The following is an 18,337-nucleotide window of genomic DNA, read 5'->3' on the forward strand; positions in this document are numbered from 1 at the left end:
CGCGCACTGCGTGTCGCTTCCTGCCCCCCCGAGGGGGCCGCTCTGCGCCTGCGGACCGGCGAAGCCGGATCCGCGGCCCCTGTTTGAAAAGAGTGCATGGTAACTGCGCGTAGCGCCTCGTCGGGCAATAAATTATGTTTGAACTGATCTTGTTGGCTCCTGTTGCTCAGGTCGAAACCCTCAGCGAAGCGCTGGATGCGCTGGATGCGCTCAGCGTGTCGGTGGAAGACGCCGACGCACAGACCGCTGCCGAGCAGGCCCTGTTCGGCGAGCCTGGCATGCCGCCGCCGAAAGCGGGCTGGGAACGCTCTCGCGTGGTGTCGCTTTTTTCGGAGGAGGCAGGTGCGCGCGACGCCGCCGTTGTACTGGCCGCGCAGGACTTTTTTGCCGGCTGCCGGCTGGTGGCTATTCAACCGGTCCCCGAGCAGGACTGGGTGAGGCTCACGCAGTCCCAGTTTGCGCCAGTGGAAATCACCCCCGAATTCTGGATTGTGCCGAGCTGGCACGAGCCGCCTGCGCAGGCGCAGCAGGTGATCCGTCTGGATCCTGGCCTGGCCTTCGGCACGGGCACACATCCGACCACGCGCATGTGCCTGCGCTGGATAGCCAGCCAGGGCGCTGCAGGAAAATCTTTGGGCCGTGTCCTCGACTACGGCTGTGGCTCCGGCATTCTCGCCATCGGCGCCGCCAAGTTTGGTGCCGCAACCATTGACGCGGTGGATATTGATGAAGCGGCCGTGCAGTCCACGCGGGCCAACGCCGAAGCCAACCACGTCACGCTGAACGTTGGCTTGCCCGACAAGGCCGAAGGCAGTTACCAGACCGTGCTGGCCAACATTCTGGCCACGCCGCTCAAGGTGCTGGCGCCCTTGCTGTGCGCGCACGTGGCTCCCGGCGGTGCACTGGTGCTGGCCGGCATTCTGGAGCGGCAGGCAGACGAGCTCAAGCTCGCGTATGCACCTTACTGCCAGCTGCAGGTGGCTGACCAGGAAGAGGGCTGGATCCTGATGACAGCCAGGCTCTGACCGGGTCATTGCGCCGCGTGGCCCCCGTACAATACGGCACTAAATGAGCCTGATTACGCGCTGTTCCGCCTGCGGCACGATGTTCAAAGTCGTGGCTGACCAACTCAAGATTTCGCAGGGCTGGGTACGTTGCGGACATTGTTCCGAGGTTTTCGACGCCGCTGCCAATTTGCAGCCCTACGTGTCCCAGGCATCAGCTTCGAGTGCCATTGCCGCCTCGCAGGACGCTCAGGAGGAAACCGGCAGCGCTGCGGCCGTGGCGCCCATGCTGGTGGCAGCTTCTGCAGACCCCGAAACAGTCGAGCCTGTTGTTCTGCAGGAAGAAGAGCTTCCCGCTGCTGCACCTGTTTCCTTGCCGGAGGTCCAGGTCTCTCCCTCTCCCGACCTCGCCGCTGATGTGTTTGCGTTTTCCGTGAGCCCGGAGCCGTCCGATTTTTCCGTGGATGTGCCTCCGGCAGCACGAACGATGCGTACGGAAAGCGCCTTTGGCGAGTCGGAGGCACCTGAACCCGACCGTACCCACGAGGTATCGTTTGTGCGCCAGGCCAGGCGCGATGCGTTCTGGCGCCGGCCAGCACTGCGCTGGGCACTCGGCCTGGCCGCATGTGTGCTGCTGGCCGTCCTGCTGTTGCAGGTTGCCCTGTTTCAAAGAAATGCGCTGGCCGTGTCGCAGCCGTGGCTCAGCCCGGGCCTGCATGCGTTGTGCGCCTACCTGCATTGCGAGATCAGGCCGCCGCAACAGATCGAGTCGGTGGTGATCGAGAGTTCTTCCTTCAACAAGATGGCGACGGATGCCTACCGGCTCAAGGTGGTGATCAGGAACGCGGGTGCCATGGCGCTGGCCCTGCCTTCGCTGGAGCTGACCTTGACCGATACCCAGGATCAGGCGCAGCTGCGGCGTGTGTTGACCCCCGCGGAACTCGGTGCAACGAACTCCACACTGGCAGCGGGCGCTGAATTTTCAGGTGCGGTCGCCATCGGCGTTTCGAAACCCCCGCCGGAGTCCGGCACCTCTCCGGCCCCTGCAATCATCCCCTCCGGTCCGCTGCGTATTGCAGGTTACCGCGTCCTTGCTTTTTATCCCTGACTGAACTGAGACACCCATGCCTGCTGTAATTTGTGGTTCCCTGGCCTTCGATACCATCATGACTTTCGAGGGGCGTTTTGCCGAGCAGATCCTGCCCGACCAGTTGCACATCCTCAATGTGTCTTTCCTGGTGCCGGCATTGCGCCGGGAGTTTGGCGGCTGTGCCGGCAATATTGCCTACAGCCTGCAGCAGCTGGGTGGCACGCCCTTGCCCATGGCCACCGTCGGCAGCGACGGCGCAGAGTACGTGGCGCGCCTGAACACACTGGGCATCAGTACCGAATTTGTCCGTGAGGTAGGCGACACCTATACCGCCCAGGCCATGATCATGACGGACCGCGACAACAACCAGATCACCGCTTTCCATCCAGGTGCCATGGGGCAGGCGCACACGACGAAAATCGCGGCGCGGGCCGACATCAACATCGGCATCATCTCTCCGGATGGACGTGACGCGATGCTGCAGCACGCTGAACAGTTCAAGGCGGCCGGCATTCCTTTTGTGTTTGATCCCGGCCAGGGCCTGCCGATGTTCGACGGCAAGGACCTGGCGCACTTCGTCGAGCTGGCAACCTGGGTCACGGTCAACGACTATGAAGCCAAGCTGCTGTGTGACCGTACCGGGCTGTCCTGCGCCGAGATCTCGCGGCAAGTCGAGGGCCTGGTCGTGACCCTGGGCGGCGAGGGCTGCGAAGTCTGGGTGGCCGGCGAGAAGACACTGGTGGCGCCGGTGAAAGCCAGCGAAGTGGTGGACCCAACGGGATGCGGCGATGCCTTCCGCGGTGCGTTGCTGTTTGGTCTCGAAAAGGGCTGGCCCCTGGCGCGCTGCGCCGAGCTGGGTAATCGCGTTGGCGCCCACAAGATAGCCTACCGGGGCGGCCAGAACTACACGCTGACATCTGCGCAAACAGGCCTCTAGCCCATGAGCGACGGGCGCAGGATGCTATTGATTTGATAGCTTCTTGCCTGCGTTGCTTCAAAAACTCTTTCAGCCAAAGAAAAAGCCCGGCACCTTGCGATGTCGGGCTCCAAGCAAAAGTGCCTGACTGATTACGGCTTGCTGGCTGTCGGAAACGGCCAGGCAGCTTGCGGGTTCAGAGTAGTCTGAGCCGCAGGGGCAGCCGGTGCAGCAGGAGCTTTGGCAGCGGGTTTTTTCGCGGCTTTCTTCGCAGCGGGCTTTTTCGCTGCTTTCTTGGCTGCTGGCTTTTTGGCAGCGGGTTTCTTCGCAGCAGCTTTCTTCGCTGGCGCTTTTTTCGCTACTTTTTTAGCCGCAGGCTTTTTCGCTGCTGCTTTTTTAGCAGCTGGCTTTTTGGCCGCTACTTTCTTGGCCGGGGCTTTTTTCGCTGGCGCTTTTTTCGCAGGAGCTTTTTTAGCTGCTACTTTTTTCGCTGGCGCTTTTTTGGCCGGGGCTTTCTTTGCTGCTACTTTTTTAGCAGGCGCTTTTTTCGCCGCTACTTTTTTAGCAGGGGCTTTCTTCGGAGCAGCTTTTTTAGCCGCAGATTTTTTCGCAGTTGCCATAGTTTTCTCCTTGATCACATTGCAAAGAGCACTTCACGTTTGGAGTACGCGAAGCGATTCACGGCGTTGGGCTGTCGGCGAACCGAGCCCAGCGCCGCGAACACGGGAGCAAAGCCCAGCGCGCACTCTTCGGTGGCGTCGTTGGTCATTGCAAGTCTGGAAATCATTGTTGTACCTGTTGCCTGTTCAGTCCCAGGACAGAGCGCCACCGGACTGGTACTCGATCACACGGGTTTCGAAAAAGTTGCGTTCCTTTTTCAGGTCAATCATTTCGCTCATCCAAGGGAACGGATTTTCTTCGTTCGGAAATAGCGTTTCCAGGCCGATCTGCGTGGCCCGGCGGTTGGCAATATAGCGCAGGTAGCCCTTGAACATGGACGCATTGAGGCCCAGCACGCCGCGCGGCATGGTGTCCTCTGCGTAGCGGTATTCAAGCTCGACCGCCTTCATGAACAGGGCCTTGATTTCGGCCTTGAAGTCGGCGGTCCAGAGCAACGGATTTTCCAGCTTGAGCTGGTTGATCAGGTCGATGCCGAAGTTGCAGTGCATGGACTCGTCGCGCAGGATGTACTGGTATTGCTCGGCCGCGCCGGTCATCTTGTTCTGCCGGCCTAGCGCGAGGATTTGCGTGAAGCCGACGTAGAAGAAGAGGCCTTCCATCAGGCAGGCAAACACGATCAGGGACTTCAGCAGGGTCTGGTCGGCTTCCTGGGTGCCGGTTTTGAAACTGGGGTCGGAGATGGCATCAATGAAGGGAATCAGGAACTGGTCCTTGTCCTTGATCGACTGCACTTCGTTGTAGGCGTTGAAGATCTCGCTTTCGTCCAGGCCCAGCGACTCGGTGATGTACTGGTAGGCGTGGGTGTGAATGGCTTCTTCGAACGCCTGGCGCAGCAGGAACTGGCGGCACTCCGGCGCCGTGATGTGGCGGTAGGTGCCCAGCACGATGTTGTTGGCAGCCAGCGAGTCGGCCGTGACAAAAAAGCCGAGGTTGCGCTTGACCAGGCGGCGTTCGTCTTCGGTCAGGCCGTTCGGGTCTTTCCATAACGCGATGTCGCGCGTCATGTTCACTTCCTGCGGCATCCAATGGTTGGCGCAGCTCGCAAGGTATTTCTCCCAGGCCCATTTGTACTTGAACGGAACCAGCTGGTTCACGTCAGTCTGGCCGTTGATGATGCGTTTGTCAGCGGCCTTGACGCGATGGGCTGTCGGGGCAACGACTGCTGGTGCTGCACGTGTACCTGAGGAGGCCAGGGCGCTGTCGTCCAGCACGCGCGGTGCAGTATGGGACTGCAAAGAAAGAGGCGGAAGTTCCATCGAGCGGCCTTCAGGAAGGCCGCTGGTCAAAGATTTTTGCAACGATGGTTTAGCTTCTTCGTCCCAGGTCAACATAGGTGTTTCCAATAAGTTGGATTATGAAAGCAGCGATACAAAATGAAAAGTGTTCATTCACATCGCTATAAATTAGTGTTGCTCAATTACATCGAATCAGGCACCGGAAATTCCGGTGCGCTGATCCGTTTTTGTTATTGGCAAGCCTCACAACCAGGATCATCGATCGCGCAAAACTTGATGTCGGTCGCAGGCGATGCACTCATCTGCGCCTGCGCTGTGGCTGCCGCCGCATCAAGTGCATTCATGCTGCCGGTGTCACTGGTATTGCCGGAGGCGACGGCGTTCATCTTGCCGGCTTTCACCGTGGACTTCTCGGCGTGCGTGGCGCTCATGGTGCGCAGGTAGTAGGTGGTTTTCAGGCCGCGCAGCCATGCCAGCTTGTAAGTGTCGTCAAGCTTCTTGCCGGAGGCGCCTGCCATGTAGATGTTGAGGGACTGTGCCTGGTCTATCCATTTCTGGCGGCGTGAGGCCGCTTCGACCAGCCAGGTGGCGTCGACTTCGAAAGCCGTGGCATAGAGCGCCTTGACATCCTGTGGAACGCGATCGATGGGACGCAGCGATCCGTCAAAGTGTTTGAGATCCACCACCATTACGTCGTCCCACAGGCCCAGGCGCTTGAGGTCGCGCACCAGGTAGTGGTTGATCACGGTGAATTCGCCGGACAGGTTGGATTTGACCGAGAGGTTGCCGAAGCAGGGTTCGATGCAGGCATCGACGCCGATGATGTTGGAGATGGTGGCGGTCGGCGCGATGGCCACGCAGTTGGAGTTGCGCATGCCGTCTTTGGCGATCTTCTGACGTAGCGCGTCCCAGTCCAGCGTGGCCGAGCGATCCACTTCCAGATACCCGCCGCGTTGCTTGGCCAGCAGGTCCAGCGTGTCCAGCGGCAGGATGCCTTGGTCCCACAGCGAGCCTTTGTAGCTGGTGTACTTGCCGCGCTCTTTTGCCAGCTCGGTGGAGGCCCAGTAGGCGTGGTAGCAGACCGCTTCCATGGATTTGTCGGCGAATTCGACGGCCGCATCCGAGGCGTAGGGAATTCGCAGCTCGTAGAGACAGTCCTGGAAGCCCATGATGCCCAGGCCCACCGGACGATGCCGCATGTTGGAGTCGCGGGCCTTCTTGACGGCGTAGTAATTGATGTCGATCACGTTGTCGAGCATGCGCATGGCCGTGGTGATGGTTTTCTTGAGTTTTTCGTGGTCGACCGCGCCGTCTTTCAGGTGCTGCACCAGATTCACGGAGCCGAGGTTGCAGACCGCGGTTTCGGTGTCGCTGGTGTTGAGCGTGATTTCGGTGCACAGGTTGGACGAATGAACGACACCCACGTGCTGCTGGGGTGAGCGCACATTGCAGGCGTCCTTGAAGGTGATCCAGGGATGGCCGGTCTCGAACAGCATCGAGAGCATCTTGCGCCACATGTCGATGGCCAGCAGCTTGCGGGCGGGCTTGATTTCGCCGCGTTCGGCTTTGGCTTCGTAGGCGGTATAGGCCTTTTCGAACTCGATGCCGAACTTGTCGTGCAGATCCGGCGTGTCCGATGGCGAGAACAGCGTCCAGCTGCCTTTTTCCATCACGCGGCGCATGAACAGGTCGGGAATCCAGTTGGCGGTGTTCATGTCGTGCGTGCGGCGGCGGTCGTCGCCGGTGTTCTTGCGCAGTTCCAGGAACTCCTCGATGTCCAGGTGCCAGGTTTCCAGGTAGGCGCAGACCGCGCCCTTGCGCTTACCGCCCTGGTTGACCGCCACGGCGGTGTCGTTGACCACCTTGAGAAAGGGCACGACGCCTTGCGACTCGCCGTTGGTGCCCTTGATGTGGGCACCGAGCGCGCGCACCGGCGTCCAGTCGTTGCCCAGGCCGCCGGCGAACTTCGACAGCAGCGCGTTTTCCTTGATGGCGTCGTAGATGCCGCCCAGGTCGTCGGCCACCGTGGTCAGGTAGCAGGACGACAGCTGCGAACGCAGCGTGCCGGCGTTGAACAGGGTCGGCGTGCTCGACATGAAGTCGAACGAGGACATGATTTCGTAGAACTCGATGGCGCGGGCTTCGCGGTCGATCTCGTCAAGCGACAGGCCCATGGCCACGCGCATGAAGAACGCCTGCGGCAGTTCGATGCGCTGCTTGCGCACGTGCAGGAAGTAGCGGTCGAACAGGGTCTGCAGGCCGAGGTAGTCAAACTTCAGGTCGCGTTCGGGCTTGAGCGCGGCACCGAGGCGGGCGAGGTCAAACTGCTGCAGTTTTTCATCGAGCAGCTCGTTCGCCACGCCTTTGGCGATGAACTCCGGGAAGTATTCGGCATAACGCGTGGCCATGTCTTCCTGTGTGACTTCCTCGCCCAGCACTTCGCGGCGGATGGTGTGCAGCAGCAGGCGTGCGGTGGCGTAGGTGTAATCGGGGTCCTTCTCGATCAGGGTGCGGGCCGCCAGGATGGAGGCCTTGTAGACCTCGTCGATGGGAACGCCGTCGTACAGGTTGCGCATGGTCTCGGCAACGATGGGGTCGGGCTTGACATCGGCACCCAGTCCGGCGCAGGACGCTTCGATCAGGGCCTGCAGTTTGCCGATGTCCAGGGAAATTTTCTGGCCGCCGTCCAGTACGTGCAGCTGCGGAGCCTGCGTCACCGGGGTCTGCGGCTGGCGGGCGCGCTCCTGGGTGCGTTTTTCGCGGTACAGCACATAGGCGCGGGCAATCTCATGATGGCCACCGCGCATCAGGCCCAGTTCGACCTGGTCCTGCACGTCTTCTATATGGAAGGTGCCGCCACCGGGACGTGAGCGCATCAGTGCACGCATGACGGCCTGGGTCAGTCCGTCGACGGTTTCGCGCACGCTGGCCGAGGCCGCGCCCTGGGTGCCGTGCACCGCCAGAAAGGCTTTCATCATCGCCACGGCGATCTTGTTCGGCTCAAACGGAACCACGGCGCCGTTGCGGCGAATGATCTGGTAGTGGGCCAGGGAACTGGCGTGGGCGCTGCTGGCAGGAGACTGGGGTGCGGCGGGCATGCCGGCGGGAGCGGGAGCTGCGTGTTGGGCTGTTTGCATGTTTTCCTCGTTGTGCTTTGTTGTTGGTGAGTTCGATGTGATTCAGGGAAGGGCGAAGGGCGGACTGTTGCCTGTGGCTGGCTTGGTGGCGGGCTTTCCTTGGGCTGTGAGCACCTGAATCCATCCGTGGGGAATATGGGCTAAGACACTATACCTAGGGTCTGGAGTGATTTCAAGCACTACAGGTAGTGTATCGGCCCTTCGTCGCCCCGTCACGCGCGGGTTACTTTTTGTGGCTTTTTTCTGCAGGAAAAAATGCACAAGCCCGGGTCTTCCTGGGTGCCCCGAAGCTGGGCATTGATCGGCCGGACGCGTCCGACCATGTGTTCACGCGCCTTGCGAGGCGATCAGGTGTACTGATGGTCGCTGATATTCGCGGACCGCGCCCGGGCTGGCACCGCCAGGGCTGTCAGGGCCTTGCGGGAAAACACTTAGCCGGTAAACCCAGCGAAGCTTGCAGCCTGGTCCAGTCGAAGCCTGCGCCCGGATCGAGTTTGCGCCCGGGCGCGATGTGTTCGTGGCCGGCAAGATAGGCCACCGGATAATGGCGCAGCAGCGCCGAACAAATGCTCGCCAGGGTTTCGTATTGTGCGGCTTCGAACTCCCCCCCTTCCAGCCCTTCGAGTTCTATGCCGATCGAGTCGTCGTTGCAACTGCTCCTGCCGCGGTAGCTGGACTCGCCCGCATGCCAGGCGCGCGCATCGCAGCTGACAAACTGCCACAGCTCGCCGGAGCGGGTGATGAAGAAATGGGAGGACACCTGCAACCCCCGCAGGCTCTGGAAATAGGGATGCGCATCCCAATCCAGCGTGTTGGTGAACAGGCGCTGCACATGGCCGGTGCCAAATTCACCCGGTGGCAGGCTGATCGAGTGGACAACGATCAGGTCGATGACGCTTGCCGTGGGGCGCGGACCAAAGTTGGGGGAAGCCAGCGACCTGGCATAACGGTACCAGCCTTGCCGCCACAGCGCCTGCGCTGCTTCAGGCCTGCTCATCGGGCGCTTCATCGCCATTGGGCGTCACGATATTCAGGCGGGCGATGCGATAGCGGATCTGGCGCAGGCTGATACCGAGCTTGGCCGCCGCCGCCGTGCGGTTGAAGCCGGTTTCCTGCAGGACCTTGGACAGGATGTTGCGTTCCTGTCCGTCAAGGAAGTCCTGGAGGTTTTCCGGCACGGCGACATATTCGGCCGGCGGGGATTCGAGGTGCAGGTCGCCACTGTCACCGAGCGCAACGGCACGGTGCAGGATGTTTTCGAGCTCCCTGACATTACCGTTGAAGGGATGTCGCTGCAAGGTGGCCAGGACCTGGCCTGAAATGTCCGGCATGCCGAAACCCGATTCCCTGCAAATCCTTCCCAGCAGCTCCTTGCACAGGGCCGGCAGGTCTTCACGGCGTTCGCGCAACGGCGGCACGCTGATTTCGATCACGTTCAGCCGGTAGTACAAATCCTGACGGAAGGTACCGGCCGTCACCGCCGCACTCAGGTCCTTGTGGGTGGCGCTGACGATGCGTACGTCGACCATGTCCTCCTGCGTGGATCCGAGCGGCCGGACGACCCGCTCCTGAATCGCGCGCAGCAGCTTGGACTGCATGGCCAGCGGCAGGTCGCCGATTTCGTCGAGAAAAAGGGTGCCTCCTTTGGCTGACTGAAAATAGCCCAGCCTGTCTTGTGCCGAGCCGGTATAGGCCCCTTTGCGTGCCCCGAAAAACTCTGCCTCCAGCAGGTTTTCCGGGATGGCCCCGCAGTTGACGGCGACAAACGGTCCCGCCGCGCGATGGCTGCAGTCGTGCACGGCACGCGCGACCAGTTCCTTGCCGGTGCCTGACTCGCCCTGGATCAATACCGGAGCCATGCTGCTGGCAACCTTGACGATGCGCGCCTTGACCGCCTGCATCACGGCCGATTCGCCGACCAGGCGTTGCAGGGTAGGCGCCGCTTCCCCGGGCCGGGCTGCTTTCGCCAGGGCCGGGACTGCTTCACTGTCGGGTTTGCCGCGTTCCTGGACGGCCGCAGCCACCACGCTGCGGAACTGCTTGAGGTCCACCGGCTTGGTCAGGTAGTCAAAGGCGCCGGCCTTCAGCGCTTCCACTGCGTTTTCGGCAGATCCGTGGGCTGTGATGACCACACAGCGCTCTGAGCGTTGCTGGGCCAGCATGTCACGCAGCAGCTCCAGTCCCAGCCCGTCCGGCAGGCGCATGTCGGTGATCACCGCGTCGAAGCGCTGTTGTTGCAACTGGGCGCGTGCCTGGGCCAGGTCGGACGCCGCCTCGACGCGATAACCTTCGCGCAGCAACGTGAGTTCGTAAAGAGTGCGCAGGTCGGGCTCATCGTCCACCACCAGTATGTGCGCCGGAGTCGGGAGGGTCATGGTGTGCTCGTCAGTTCAGACCGACATTGTGTCAAAACCTGTCCGGGGGAAAGCCTCTCCAGCCCGCGCGGACCGGAAGAGGACAAAAAACTCGTTGCCTTCCACGGTACCGTGCATGACCCGCTGGTAGCCTATCAGTGCACCGTGGCGTTCGCAGAGTTCCCTGCAGATATACAGGCCCAAGCCGCTGGAGCGGCTTTCCGACGAGAAAAAGGGCTCGAACAGATGCGACTGCACGGTTTTTTCGAGGGGCTGTCCATCGCTCCAGATGGACAGCCGGGCTTGTCCTGATGCCGTGATGTCGGTGGCGACCTGTATGGCGCCGTTCGTTGCGCTGGCATAACGCGCGGCATTGTCGAGAAGATTGACCATCAGGCGGCGCAGGTGTTCGGCTTCGAACAACACGGCAGTCCGCCCGGCGCCTGCGCGCACCTGCAGTCGGTGACCTGATGCGGTTTGCTGTGCCCAATCGGAGCAGATCTGCTGCACCATACCGTCGAGCGGCAGGCTGTCGGTCTGTTCCAGAGGTGCCTGCTCCTGGACACGCGAGATGTTGAGGATTTCCTCGACAATCCGCGCAAGCCGTTGCGCGTTTTGCCGCACCATGCTCGTCAGTTGCCGGTGCCCGGGATCGGACAGGTCCTCTTCCAGCAGGGCGTTAGCCTGCGTGATGGCGGCCAGCGGATTCCTGATTTCGTGGGCCACCGCGGCAGACATGCGTCCCATTGCCGCCATTTTTTCCGTACGCACCCGCGCCTCCATTTCACGCAGGTCTTCCAGAAACATCACACACAGGCTTTCGTGCGAGCCATCGCGAGAGGCGGCCAGCCGCGTGCGCACCTGCAGGCGACGGGCGTGGCGTGAGGCGTGCTCCAGGCTCACATCGGCCTGTTGGGGGCTGTGCTCCCCGAAGGTCATTTGCGCCAGGTCGGCCAGTGGTTGCCATGCCGCCTCAGCGGCCAGTACAAAAGGAGCTGAACGGGCGGCCCCCTCGGTGGCCAGCAAACGCTGCGAGGCAGGGTTGGCCGCCCGGACAATGCCGTGCGTGTCGATCACCAGCACGCCGTCGACCAGGGTATCGATGACCAATTCATTGACCTGGGTCTGCATGCGCGCGGCCGACTGGCTGCTCCTGGCGCGCTTTTCTTCGCGCGACAGGCGCAGGGCCAACTGGTTGGCCAGCAGGGCAATGATGAAAAAGCCGGAACCGCTGAGGCCGGCCTGGAGAAAACGCGCCGTCGAATCGCCCTGCAACTGCAGGGAAGACCACCAGGCCTCGGCCAGCAACAGCAGCGTCACACTCGCGGCGGTGCCGAGCGCCAGCAAGATGGGCCCCAGTACAGAGGACAGCAATACCGGCAGGGCAAACAGCGCGGTGTAGTTGATGGCGCCGGACTGCAGAAAATTGAGCGCCGAAAACGTCAGCACATCGACCCCGACCGTGGATACCCACTGTGCGTCGAAGTTGCTGCCCGGCGGCTTCGGATGTGCCCATACACGCACCGCCAGTGTCGCCACAAAATAGGCCACACACAGTGTGGCCATGGCCTGGCCGACCGGTTGACCCAAGGCATAAATGAATGCCTGCAGGGCGAGCAGCACACCGGCCAACATGACACGCGCTGCCATGAAGGCGCGCCACAGGCGGCCAAAAGATTCGCCGCCGGGTTCCGACTCCCAGGCGCCCGCCTGCTTTTCTACCGGACCGAACCAGGAGCTGGGTGCTTCGGCGGGGTCTTTTCTCATCCGCCCTCAGCCTGCCGGCGATGTGCGTCGCTGCAGTAAAACCCCTGGCCGCCGGGAAGAGCTTCAGCACGGGGCAGATGTACCGCGCAGACTGCACAGGCCACCACTTCGGTGACCGGCGGGTCGGGGCGGACGGCGGGCTGCCGTGGCGGACGGTCCTGTTGTCCGGCCTGCCGGTTGCTCCGCCAGATCCAGACTACCACCAGCGCCAGCGCAATCACGATCAGGTATTTCATACGCGCTTCAGAATGACTTCAAGGACAAAACGCGAGCCCGCATAACCAAGCAGCAACAGGCCCGACCCTAAATAGAGCAGCCGCACCGCCTGGCGTCCACGCCAGCCCAGACGCGCCCTGCCTGCGAGCAGGCCGGCGAAGGTAACCCAAGCCAGCACCGAAAAAATGGTTTTGTGGTTCCATTGCCCTGCCAGCCCGGGACCATAAAGGGTTTCGGCAAACAGCCAGCCCACCAGCAGTGTGGCGGTCAGCAGCACAAAGCCGGCCTGTACAAAACGAAAGGTCAGCCGTTCGAGCGTCAACAGTGGCACGCCCGTGTCGGGTTGCGTGGCCGAACGGATGGAGCGTTCGGACCGGTTCATCAGCCAGCCATGTACCACGGCTGCAGCGAACAGCCCGTAGGAAGCAATGCCCAGTGCCCAGTGCAGGGGCAGCCAGGGAGATGCGATCACATGGTAGGGGGTCCCGGGAAATACCAGCGCGAGTGCGACGGCGACGCTGCCCAGGCCGGCCAGGGCCCAGCGCGCCTTGAGTTGCGGAAACAGCCGGCTTTCCACGGCATAGACGCTCAGTACCAGCCAGACGGTCATGGACAGGGCTGGCGCGAAACCAAAGCGCGGGGGATCACCGAGCAGGCCTTCTGCCAGGGTGAGGGCATGCAGCAGCCAGGCCATGAACAGCACGCCGCGCGTGGCGCCATTGCTCAAACGCGGGGTGGCCAGCGCCAGAATGGCGTAGGCCAGCGCGGCGCCTATGGCCATGGCCAGCCCCCACGAGGCGCTCAAAGTTAAAATCATGGCTACAGTTTAGCTTCTGGGCCAGACGCCTGGTCCTTCTTTCACCTCCTTTTCGCTCCAGCTGTGGAGCTTATTCATGGCCTCTGCCCTTACCGACAAACTTTCCCGTCTCGTCCAGGAGATGCGAGGCCAGGCCCGCATCACCGAGTCCAACGTCCAGGACATGCTGCGCGAGGTGCGCATGGCACTCCTGGAGGCCGATGTGGCTTTGCCTGTGGTGCGCGACTTCATCGCCCGCGTCAAGGAGAAGGCGCTGGGCCAGGAGGTCATGGCGTCGCTGTCGCCGGGGCAGGTGCTGGTTAGCATCGTCAACCGCGAGCTGGCAGCCACCATGGGCGAGGGCGTCAGCGACATCAACCTGGCGGCCCAGCCGCCGGCCGTGATCCTGATGGCTGGCCTGCAGGGCGCTGGTAAAACCACCACCACGGCCAAGCTGGCCAAACACCTGATCGAGAAGCGTAAAAAGAAAGTACTGACGGTGTCGGGTGACGTCTACCGTCCCGCGGCCATTGAACAGCTCAAGACCGTCACGAAGCAGGCCGGTGCCGAGTGGTTCCCAAGCTCGGCCGACCAGAAGCCGGTCGACATCGCCCTGGCCGCCCTGGACTATGCCCGCAAGCATTTCTTCGACGTGCTGCTGGTCGATACCGCGGGCCGGCTGGCGATTGATGAAGCCCTGATGGCTGAGATCAAGGGTCTGCACGCGGCGCTGAATCCGGTCGAAACCTTGTTCGTCGTTGATGCTATGCAGGGCCAGGACGCGATCAATACGGCCAAAGCTTTCAAGGAAGCGCTGCCGCTGACCGGCATCATCCTGACCAAGACCGACGGCGACTCGCGCGGTGGCGCGGCACTCAGCGTGCGGCAGATTACCGGCGCACCGATCAAGTTCTCGGGCACCAGCGAAAAAATTGACGGACTGGAAGTCTTCGATGCGCAGCGTCACGCCGGGCGCATCCTGGGTATGGGCGACATCGTGGCTTTGGTCGAGCAGGTCACGGCTGGCGTGGACATGGCGGCGGCGCAAAAACTCGCCGCCAAGATGAAGTCCGGCAGCGGTTTTGACCTCAACGATTTTTTAAGCCAACTGCAGCAGATGAAAAGCATGGGTGGCCTGTCCAGCCTGCTCGACAAGCTGCCGGCGCAGATGGCGGCCAAGGCCGGCCAGGTCGACATGGACAAGGCCGAAAAAGACATTCGCCGCAAGGAAGGCATCATTCAGAGCATGACGCCGCTGGAGCGCCGCAAGCCTGAACTGATCAAAGCCACACGCAAGCGCCGCATTGCCGCCGGTTCGGGCGTGCAGGTTCAGGACGTGAACCGACTGCTCAACGAGTTCGAGCAGATGCAGGGCATGATGAAAAAGATGAAGGGCGGCGGCATGATGAAAATGATGAAACGCATGGGCGGCATGAAAGGCATGCCGAAGTTCTGATTTCTCCCGTTTCTACAAGAGAAAACAGACCCCAGCCCTTATCCCGCGGGCGCAGGCAGCTATTAAATACATAGCGTTTGTTTCGAGCCGTCCCGGCAGATTCAGATGGCCCTGATCCTGCGCCGTGGTTGCTGGCTGGCATGCAGCCAGGCGCGGCGCAGAACCGCCGGTGATTTCGATTCTTCGGGAATCAGCAGATAGTTGTTGGTGCGCATGGCGGTGCCCATGCCCACCTGGCTGGTCAGCACCGTCATGGGAATGGCAAGCAGCAGGGGCAGGCCCACGGGCAGCAGCCAGACCAGTGCGCTCGGGTCAATCAGCGTGATGCCGGCTGCCAGCAGAACAATCACCAGGCTCATGGGCGAGAGCTGCTGCAGTGCGGTGCGCCATGGAACCGCTGCTGCTTCGCGCGGCGGCGATTTCCATTCCAGCTTGAGACCGGTCAGCGCGACCAGCACAAACATCGAGTGCGCCAGCATGCGGATGGGGGCCTGCAGCAGGGCGATCAGTGTTTCCAGCAACGCGCTGCGCAGCAGGCTGGCCGTGCCGCCGTAGGCCTGCTGCTGGCGATTGATCAACACGGCGACAAGGCCCAGCACGCGTGGCAGGAACAGCATGCACAGCGTCCAGGCCCACAAGGTCACCAGCTCGCCGGGCAGCAGCGCCCAGTTGCTGACCATGGGCGAGCCCGACAGCCAGAGTGCCGTTCCCATCGTGAGGAAACACAGCCACAAAGGCGCCGACAGGTAAGCCATCGCACCTGTGCCGAACATGGAGCGGTGCACCGGGTGAATGCCGGGCTCGGCAATCAGGCGAGAGTTCTGCAGGTTGCCCTGGCACCAGCGGCGGTCGCGCTGCAGCTCGGCCAGCAAATCGGGCGGCTGCTGCTCGTAGCTGCCCACCAGGTCCGCGACCAGCCAGACGTGGTAACCGGCCCGGCGCATCAGCGCGGCTTCGACAAAGTCATGCGACATGATGCTGCCCGACATGCCGCCTGTTCCGGAGATATGCGCCAGTGCGCAATGCTGCATGAAGGGTTCTATGCGGATGATGGCGTTGTGGCCCCAGTAGTGCGACTCGCCCATTTGCCAGAACTGCATGCCCAATGTGAACAGGCGGCCGGTCACACGCGAGGCGAACTGCTGTGCGCGTGCATGCAGCGTCATGTGGCCGATGGCCTGGGTGGCGGTCTGGATGATGCCGGCCGTCGGGTTGGCTTCCATGAGCTTGACCATGGACACCAGGCAGTCACCGCTCATCACGCTGTCGGCATCGAGCACCACCATGTAGCGGTAGTCCCTGCCCCAGCGGCGGCAGAAGTCGGCCACATTGCCGGCCTTGCGGTCGGTGCGGCGTTTGCGCAGACGGTAGTAGACCTCGATTTGCGGCTGGTCCGGATGGGTGGCCAGCTGGGTGCGCAGGTCTTCCCACGCGGCGCGTTCGGATTTCTGGGTGGCCGGATCGCTGGTGTCGGACAGCACAAATACATCGAAGGCCTGGACGTGTCCGGTGGCGGCCACCGACTCGCAGGTGGCGCGCAAGCCTGCAAACACGGTGCGCACATCTTCATTGCAGATCGGCATGATGATCGCCGTACGGGTGCTTGCCGCCAGCGTGTGGTGCTGCACCTTTTTGGCCGACAGCGCATGTTTGTCTCCGCGCACCGTTACGTAAAAACCCATCATGGCCGTCATGAAGCCGGTCACCACCCAGGCGGACAAAAGCGCAAACAGCGTGATCTGGCCGTATTGCAGCCATGCGCTGTCGTAGTCGGGCTGCATGCCGGCAAACAGGCGGGTGGCCACTGCCGTGCTGAGCACGGTCAGCAGCACAAACACCGCGCGACGGCGCCGGGCTGCCTGCTGCCAGGGCTGGCGTTCTGCACTGGCAGGTGCGGGCGGTGCCGCAGCTTCGCCTTTTCCCAGCAGCGGGAGCAGCACGGCAGTGCCCAGGCTGTTCCAGAAACCGCGCCATGGCCGCGGCACCATGCTGCCGCGGTGTATCGGCGGCGCAGTCACGGAGTTCGGATGGCGTTCCTCGCGCAGCAAGCTGCGCCGGCCCGGGTTCGGGGCGTTCAGAGTGTGATCAGGTTGGTCCATGTTTCGGTCAGTGTGTTGGTGTCGTGTTGGAGGAAGGCGCGCAGCTCAATCGGCTGGGCGGGCTGGTTGGGAGAGGCGTCCAGTCGCTGCACACGCAGGCTGACGCGCCAGGTGCCGGTAGCCGGATTCCGGTGGGCGATGCTTTCCAGCACGCGGGCGTTGCTGCTGGCCGTGGTGATGGCCTTGACCTGGGCGTCTGCGGGCAGAGCGTCCAGTGCGGGTCCGGCAAAGTCGATGACAAACTGTGTTTGCCGGCCCAGCTCCTCGGCGTTGAGCTTGCTGAAGCCGATGCCGCGGCGTGACTGGGTGACCCAGCCGTTCGGCGGCCGTTGCTGGTTTTTTCCCTGCCAGGCGATCCGGTAAGCAATATCCAGTGATTGGCCGGGTGCCGGCATGTTTTCCGGGACCCAATAGGCGGCAACGTTGTCATGGGTTTCGTCGGGTATTCCGAACTGCAGTAGCTCGACACGGCCTGCACCCCACTCGCCCAGCGGGGTGACCCACGCGCTGGGCCTGAGTTCATAACTGGCTTCGGTGTCTTCGTAACTGCTGAAGACGCGGTCACGCTGCATCAGGCCAAAGCCCTTGAGGCTTTTCATGCCGAAGGAAGACACCAGCGGTGAGGCCGGGTTTTGCAGCGGACGCCACAGCCATTCACCGTCACCGGTGGCGACCATCAAGCCGTCCGAATCATGCACTTCGGGCCGGAAGTCGCCGGGACGGGGCTGGTTTTCACCGAAGTAAAACATGCTGGTCAGCGGCGCCACGCCCAGGGTGGCGACGCGGGGGCCGGCACCCGCACGCATGAAGATGCGGGCATGCACTTCGGTGACGGTCTGCTCGCCGGGGCGGATGTCAAAGCGGTAGGCGCCGGTCATGCGCGCCGAATCCAGCAGCGCGTAGACCGTGATCTGCTTGGCGTCGGCGGCCGGTTTTTCCAGCCAGAAATCCGTGAAGCGCGGAAACTCTTCCTGTTTTGCGCCGGTCGGGTCGACTGCCAACCCGCGGGCCGACAGGCCATAACGCTGGCCGGCGCCCAGGGCGCGAAAATAGCTGGCACCCAGGAAGGTAATCAGTTCGTCCTTGTAGGCCGGCGAGTTCAGCGCAGTGTGGATGCGAAAACCGGCATACCCGATGTCGCCCCAGCGCGCCGGCTCCAGCTTGTTTTTCCCGTAGGTGAAGTTGTCGGCGCTGTAAGGCAGGGTCTTGTTGCCCACGGCAGACAACTCGTGGATACGCACCGGTTCGGCCTGCCGGCCGACATGGAAAAACTTGGCCTCGTAGGGCAGCTGGTCAGCCCGCCACAAAGCCTTGTCGTCCTTGAAGCGGATGTCGCGCAGGGCGTCGTATTCCATGCCGACCAGTTCTGCCGGCAATGCGGGACGCCCCTGTTGACGGGGTGTATTGGCCCGTTCGCGGGCCAGCTTGGCAACATCATCCAGTGACCAGGCATGGGCGCTGGCCAGTCCTGAACACAGTCCGAGCAGGGCGAAAAGGCGGGCCGACAACGCCCAGAAGGGCGGTACGGCGGGGTGGGGTAAAACAGCTTGCATCGGTTGACTAGGGCAAACCCTGTGCCAACCTGG

Annotated in this window: 15 protein-coding genes; 4 read left to right on the forward strand and 11 right to left on the reverse strand. The window is 62.3% G+C overall.

What is annotated here, in order from left to right; genetic code table 11:
• Positions 1 to 134: 134 nt before the first annotated feature.
• From prmA to WA904_RS11720, 3 genes are read left to right on the forward strand one after another with little or no spacing between them, the layout of a single operon-like run.
• Positions 135 to 1,025, forward strand: a complete 891-nt coding sequence (gene prmA, locus WA904_RS11710) for a 50S ribosomal protein L11 methyltransferase (protein ID WP_425197299.1) — start codon at positions 135 to 137, stop codon at positions 1,023 to 1,025.
• A 43-nt stretch (positions 1,026 to 1,068) separates the two neighbouring features.
• Positions 1,069 to 2,112, forward strand: a complete 1,044-nt coding sequence (locus WA904_RS11715) for a DUF3426 domain-containing protein (protein ID WP_425197300.1) — start codon at positions 1,069 to 1,071, stop codon at positions 2,110 to 2,112.
• A 16-nt stretch (positions 2,113 to 2,128) separates the two neighbouring features.
• Complete coding sequence (locus WA904_RS11720) at positions 2,129 to 3,031, forward strand: carbohydrate kinase family protein (protein ID WP_425197301.1); 903 nt, start codon at positions 2,129 to 2,131, stop codon at positions 3,029 to 3,031.
• 131 nt (positions 3,032 to 3,162) lie between these two features.
• Here the strand turns inward: WA904_RS11720 and WA904_RS11725 are convergent, their stop codons facing one another.
• From WA904_RS11725 to WA904_RS11765, 9 genes are all read right to left on the reverse strand, one after another.
• On the reverse strand, positions 3,163 to 3,630 hold the full coding sequence (locus WA904_RS11725; RefSeq protein WP_296922388.1) for a histone H1-like DNA-binding protein: 468 nt from the start codon (positions 3,628 to 3,630) through the stop codon (positions 3,163 to 3,165).
• Positions 3,631 to 3,644: 14 nt separating this feature from the next.
• A complete protein-coding gene (locus tag WA904_RS11730) occupies positions 3,645 to 3,779 on the reverse strand; it encodes a hypothetical protein (protein ID WP_425197302.1) in 135 nt (44 codons plus the stop codon).
• Positions 3,780 to 3,816: 37 nt separating this feature from the next.
• Entirely contained in the window at positions 3,817 to 5,022 is a 1,206-nt protein-coding gene (locus tag WA904_RS11735; protein ID WP_425197303.1) for a ribonucleotide-diphosphate reductase subunit beta, read from the reverse strand.
• Positions 5,023 to 5,156: 134 nt separating this feature from the next.
• A complete protein-coding gene (locus WA904_RS11740) occupies positions 5,157 to 8,063 on the reverse strand; it encodes a ribonucleoside-diphosphate reductase subunit alpha (RefSeq protein WP_425197304.1) in 2,907 nt (968 codons plus the stop codon).
• Between the two features lie 409 nt (positions 8,064 to 8,472).
• Positions 8,473 to 9,060, reverse strand: coding sequence for a 1,6-anhydro-N-acetylmuramyl-L-alanine amidase AmpD (gene ampD, locus WA904_RS11745; protein ID WP_425197305.1), 588 nt, complete (start codon positions 9,058 to 9,060; stop codon positions 8,473 to 8,475).
• Complete coding sequence (locus tag WA904_RS11750; protein WP_425197306.1) at positions 9,047 to 10,438, reverse strand: sigma-54-dependent transcriptional regulator; 1,392 nt, start codon at positions 10,436 to 10,438, stop codon at positions 9,047 to 9,049. The genes ampD and WA904_RS11750 overlap by 14 nt, the downstream gene beginning before the upstream one ends.
• Before the next feature lie 15 nt (positions 10,439 to 10,453).
• Complete coding sequence (locus WA904_RS11755; RefSeq protein ID WP_425197307.1) at positions 10,454 to 12,184, reverse strand: ATP-binding protein; 1,731 nt, start codon at positions 12,182 to 12,184, stop codon at positions 10,454 to 10,456.
• Positions 12,181 to 12,420 carry a PP0621 family protein gene (locus WA904_RS11760; RefSeq protein WP_425197308.1) on the reverse strand — a complete coding sequence of 80 codons (240 nt, stop codon included), beginning with the start codon at positions 12,418 to 12,420 and terminating at the stop codon, positions 12,181 to 12,183. Before WA904_RS11760 ends, WA904_RS11755 begins: the two co-directional genes overlap by 4 nt.
• On the reverse strand, positions 12,417 to 13,217 hold the full coding sequence (locus WA904_RS11765; RefSeq protein WP_425197309.1) for a cytochrome C assembly family protein: 801 nt from the start codon (positions 13,215 to 13,217) through the stop codon (positions 12,417 to 12,419). Before WA904_RS11765 ends, WA904_RS11760 begins: the two co-directional genes overlap by 4 nt.
• 76 nt (positions 13,218 to 13,293) lie before the next feature.
• Between WA904_RS11765 and ffh the strand changes: the two genes are divergently transcribed.
• Positions 13,294 to 14,652, forward strand: a complete 1,359-nt coding sequence (gene ffh, locus WA904_RS11770) for a signal recognition particle protein (protein ID WP_425197310.1) — start codon at positions 13,294 to 13,296, stop codon at positions 14,650 to 14,652.
• Positions 14,653 to 14,753: 101 nt separating this feature from the next.
• Here the strand turns inward: ffh and mdoH are convergent, their stop codons facing one another.
• The gene (gene mdoH / locus WA904_RS11775; protein WP_425197311.1) at positions 14,754 to 16,751 is read right to left on the reverse strand and encodes a glucans biosynthesis glucosyltransferase MdoH; all 1,998 of its coding nucleotides are present in this window, start codon (positions 16,749 to 16,751) and stop codon (positions 14,754 to 14,756) included.
• Positions 16,727 to 18,304, reverse strand: coding sequence for a glucan biosynthesis protein G (locus WA904_RS11780; protein WP_425197312.1), 1,578 nt, complete (start codon positions 18,302 to 18,304; stop codon positions 16,727 to 16,729). Before WA904_RS11780 ends, mdoH begins: the two co-directional genes overlap by 25 nt.
• Positions 18,305 to 18,337: the final 33 nt, after the last annotated feature.

This window comes from Polaromonas sp., from assembly GCF_049790275.1.
GTDB lineage: Bacteria > Pseudomonadota > Gammaproteobacteria > Burkholderiales > Burkholderiaceae_C > Polaromonas.

Bases quoted from the DNA above. Each gene is read 5' to 3' on its own strand.
- prmA (WP_425197299.1), top strand. From the start codon at position 135: ATGTTTGAACTGATCTTGTTGGCTCCTGTTGCTCAGGTCGAAACCCTC.
- WA904_RS11715 (WP_425197300.1), top strand. From the start codon at position 1,069: ATGAGCCTGATTACGCGCTGTTCCGCCTGCGGCACGATGTTCAAAGTC.
- WA904_RS11720 (WP_425197301.1), top strand. From the start codon at position 2,129: ATGCCTGCTGTAATTTGTGGTTCCCTGGCCTTCGATACCATCATGACT.
- WA904_RS11725 (WP_296922388.1), bottom strand. From the start codon at position 3,630: ATGGCAACTGCGAAAAAATCTGCGGCTAAAAAAGCTGCTCCGAAGAAA.
- WA904_RS11730 (WP_425197302.1), bottom strand. From the start codon at position 3,779: ATGACCAACGACGCCACCGAAGAGTGCGCGCTGGGCTTTGCTCCCGTG.
- WA904_RS11735 (WP_425197303.1), bottom strand. From the start codon at position 5,022: ATGTTGACCTGGGACGAAGAAGCTAAACCATCGTTGCAAAAATCTTTG.
- WA904_RS11740 (WP_425197304.1), bottom strand. From the start codon at position 8,063: ATGCAAACAGCCCAACACGCAGCTCCCGCTCCCGCCGGCATGCCCGCC.
- ampD (WP_425197305.1), bottom strand. From the start codon at position 9,060: ATGAGCAGGCCTGAAGCAGCGCAGGCGCTGTGGCGGCAAGGCTGGTAC.
- WA904_RS11750 (WP_425197306.1), bottom strand. From the start codon at position 10,438: ATGACCCTCCCGACTCCGGCGCACATACTGGTGGTGGACGATGAGCCC.
- WA904_RS11755 (WP_425197307.1), bottom strand. From the start codon at position 12,184: ATGAGAAAAGACCCCGCCGAAGCACCCAGCTCCTGGTTCGGTCCGGTA.
- WA904_RS11760 (WP_425197308.1), bottom strand. From the start codon at position 12,420: ATGAAATACCTGATCGTGATTGCGCTGGCGCTGGTGGTAGTCTGGATC.
- WA904_RS11765 (WP_425197309.1), bottom strand. From the start codon at position 13,217: ATGATTTTAACTTTGAGCGCCTCGTGGGGGCTGGCCATGGCCATAGGC.
- ffh (WP_425197310.1), top strand. From the start codon at position 13,294: ATGGCCTCTGCCCTTACCGACAAACTTTCCCGTCTCGTCCAGGAGATG.
- mdoH (WP_425197311.1), bottom strand. From the start codon at position 16,751: ATGGACCAACCTGATCACACTCTGAACGCCCCGAACCCGGGCCGGCGC.
- WA904_RS11780 (WP_425197312.1), bottom strand. From the start codon at position 18,304: ATGCAAGCTGTTTTACCCCACCCCGCCGTACCGCCCTTCTGGGCGTTG.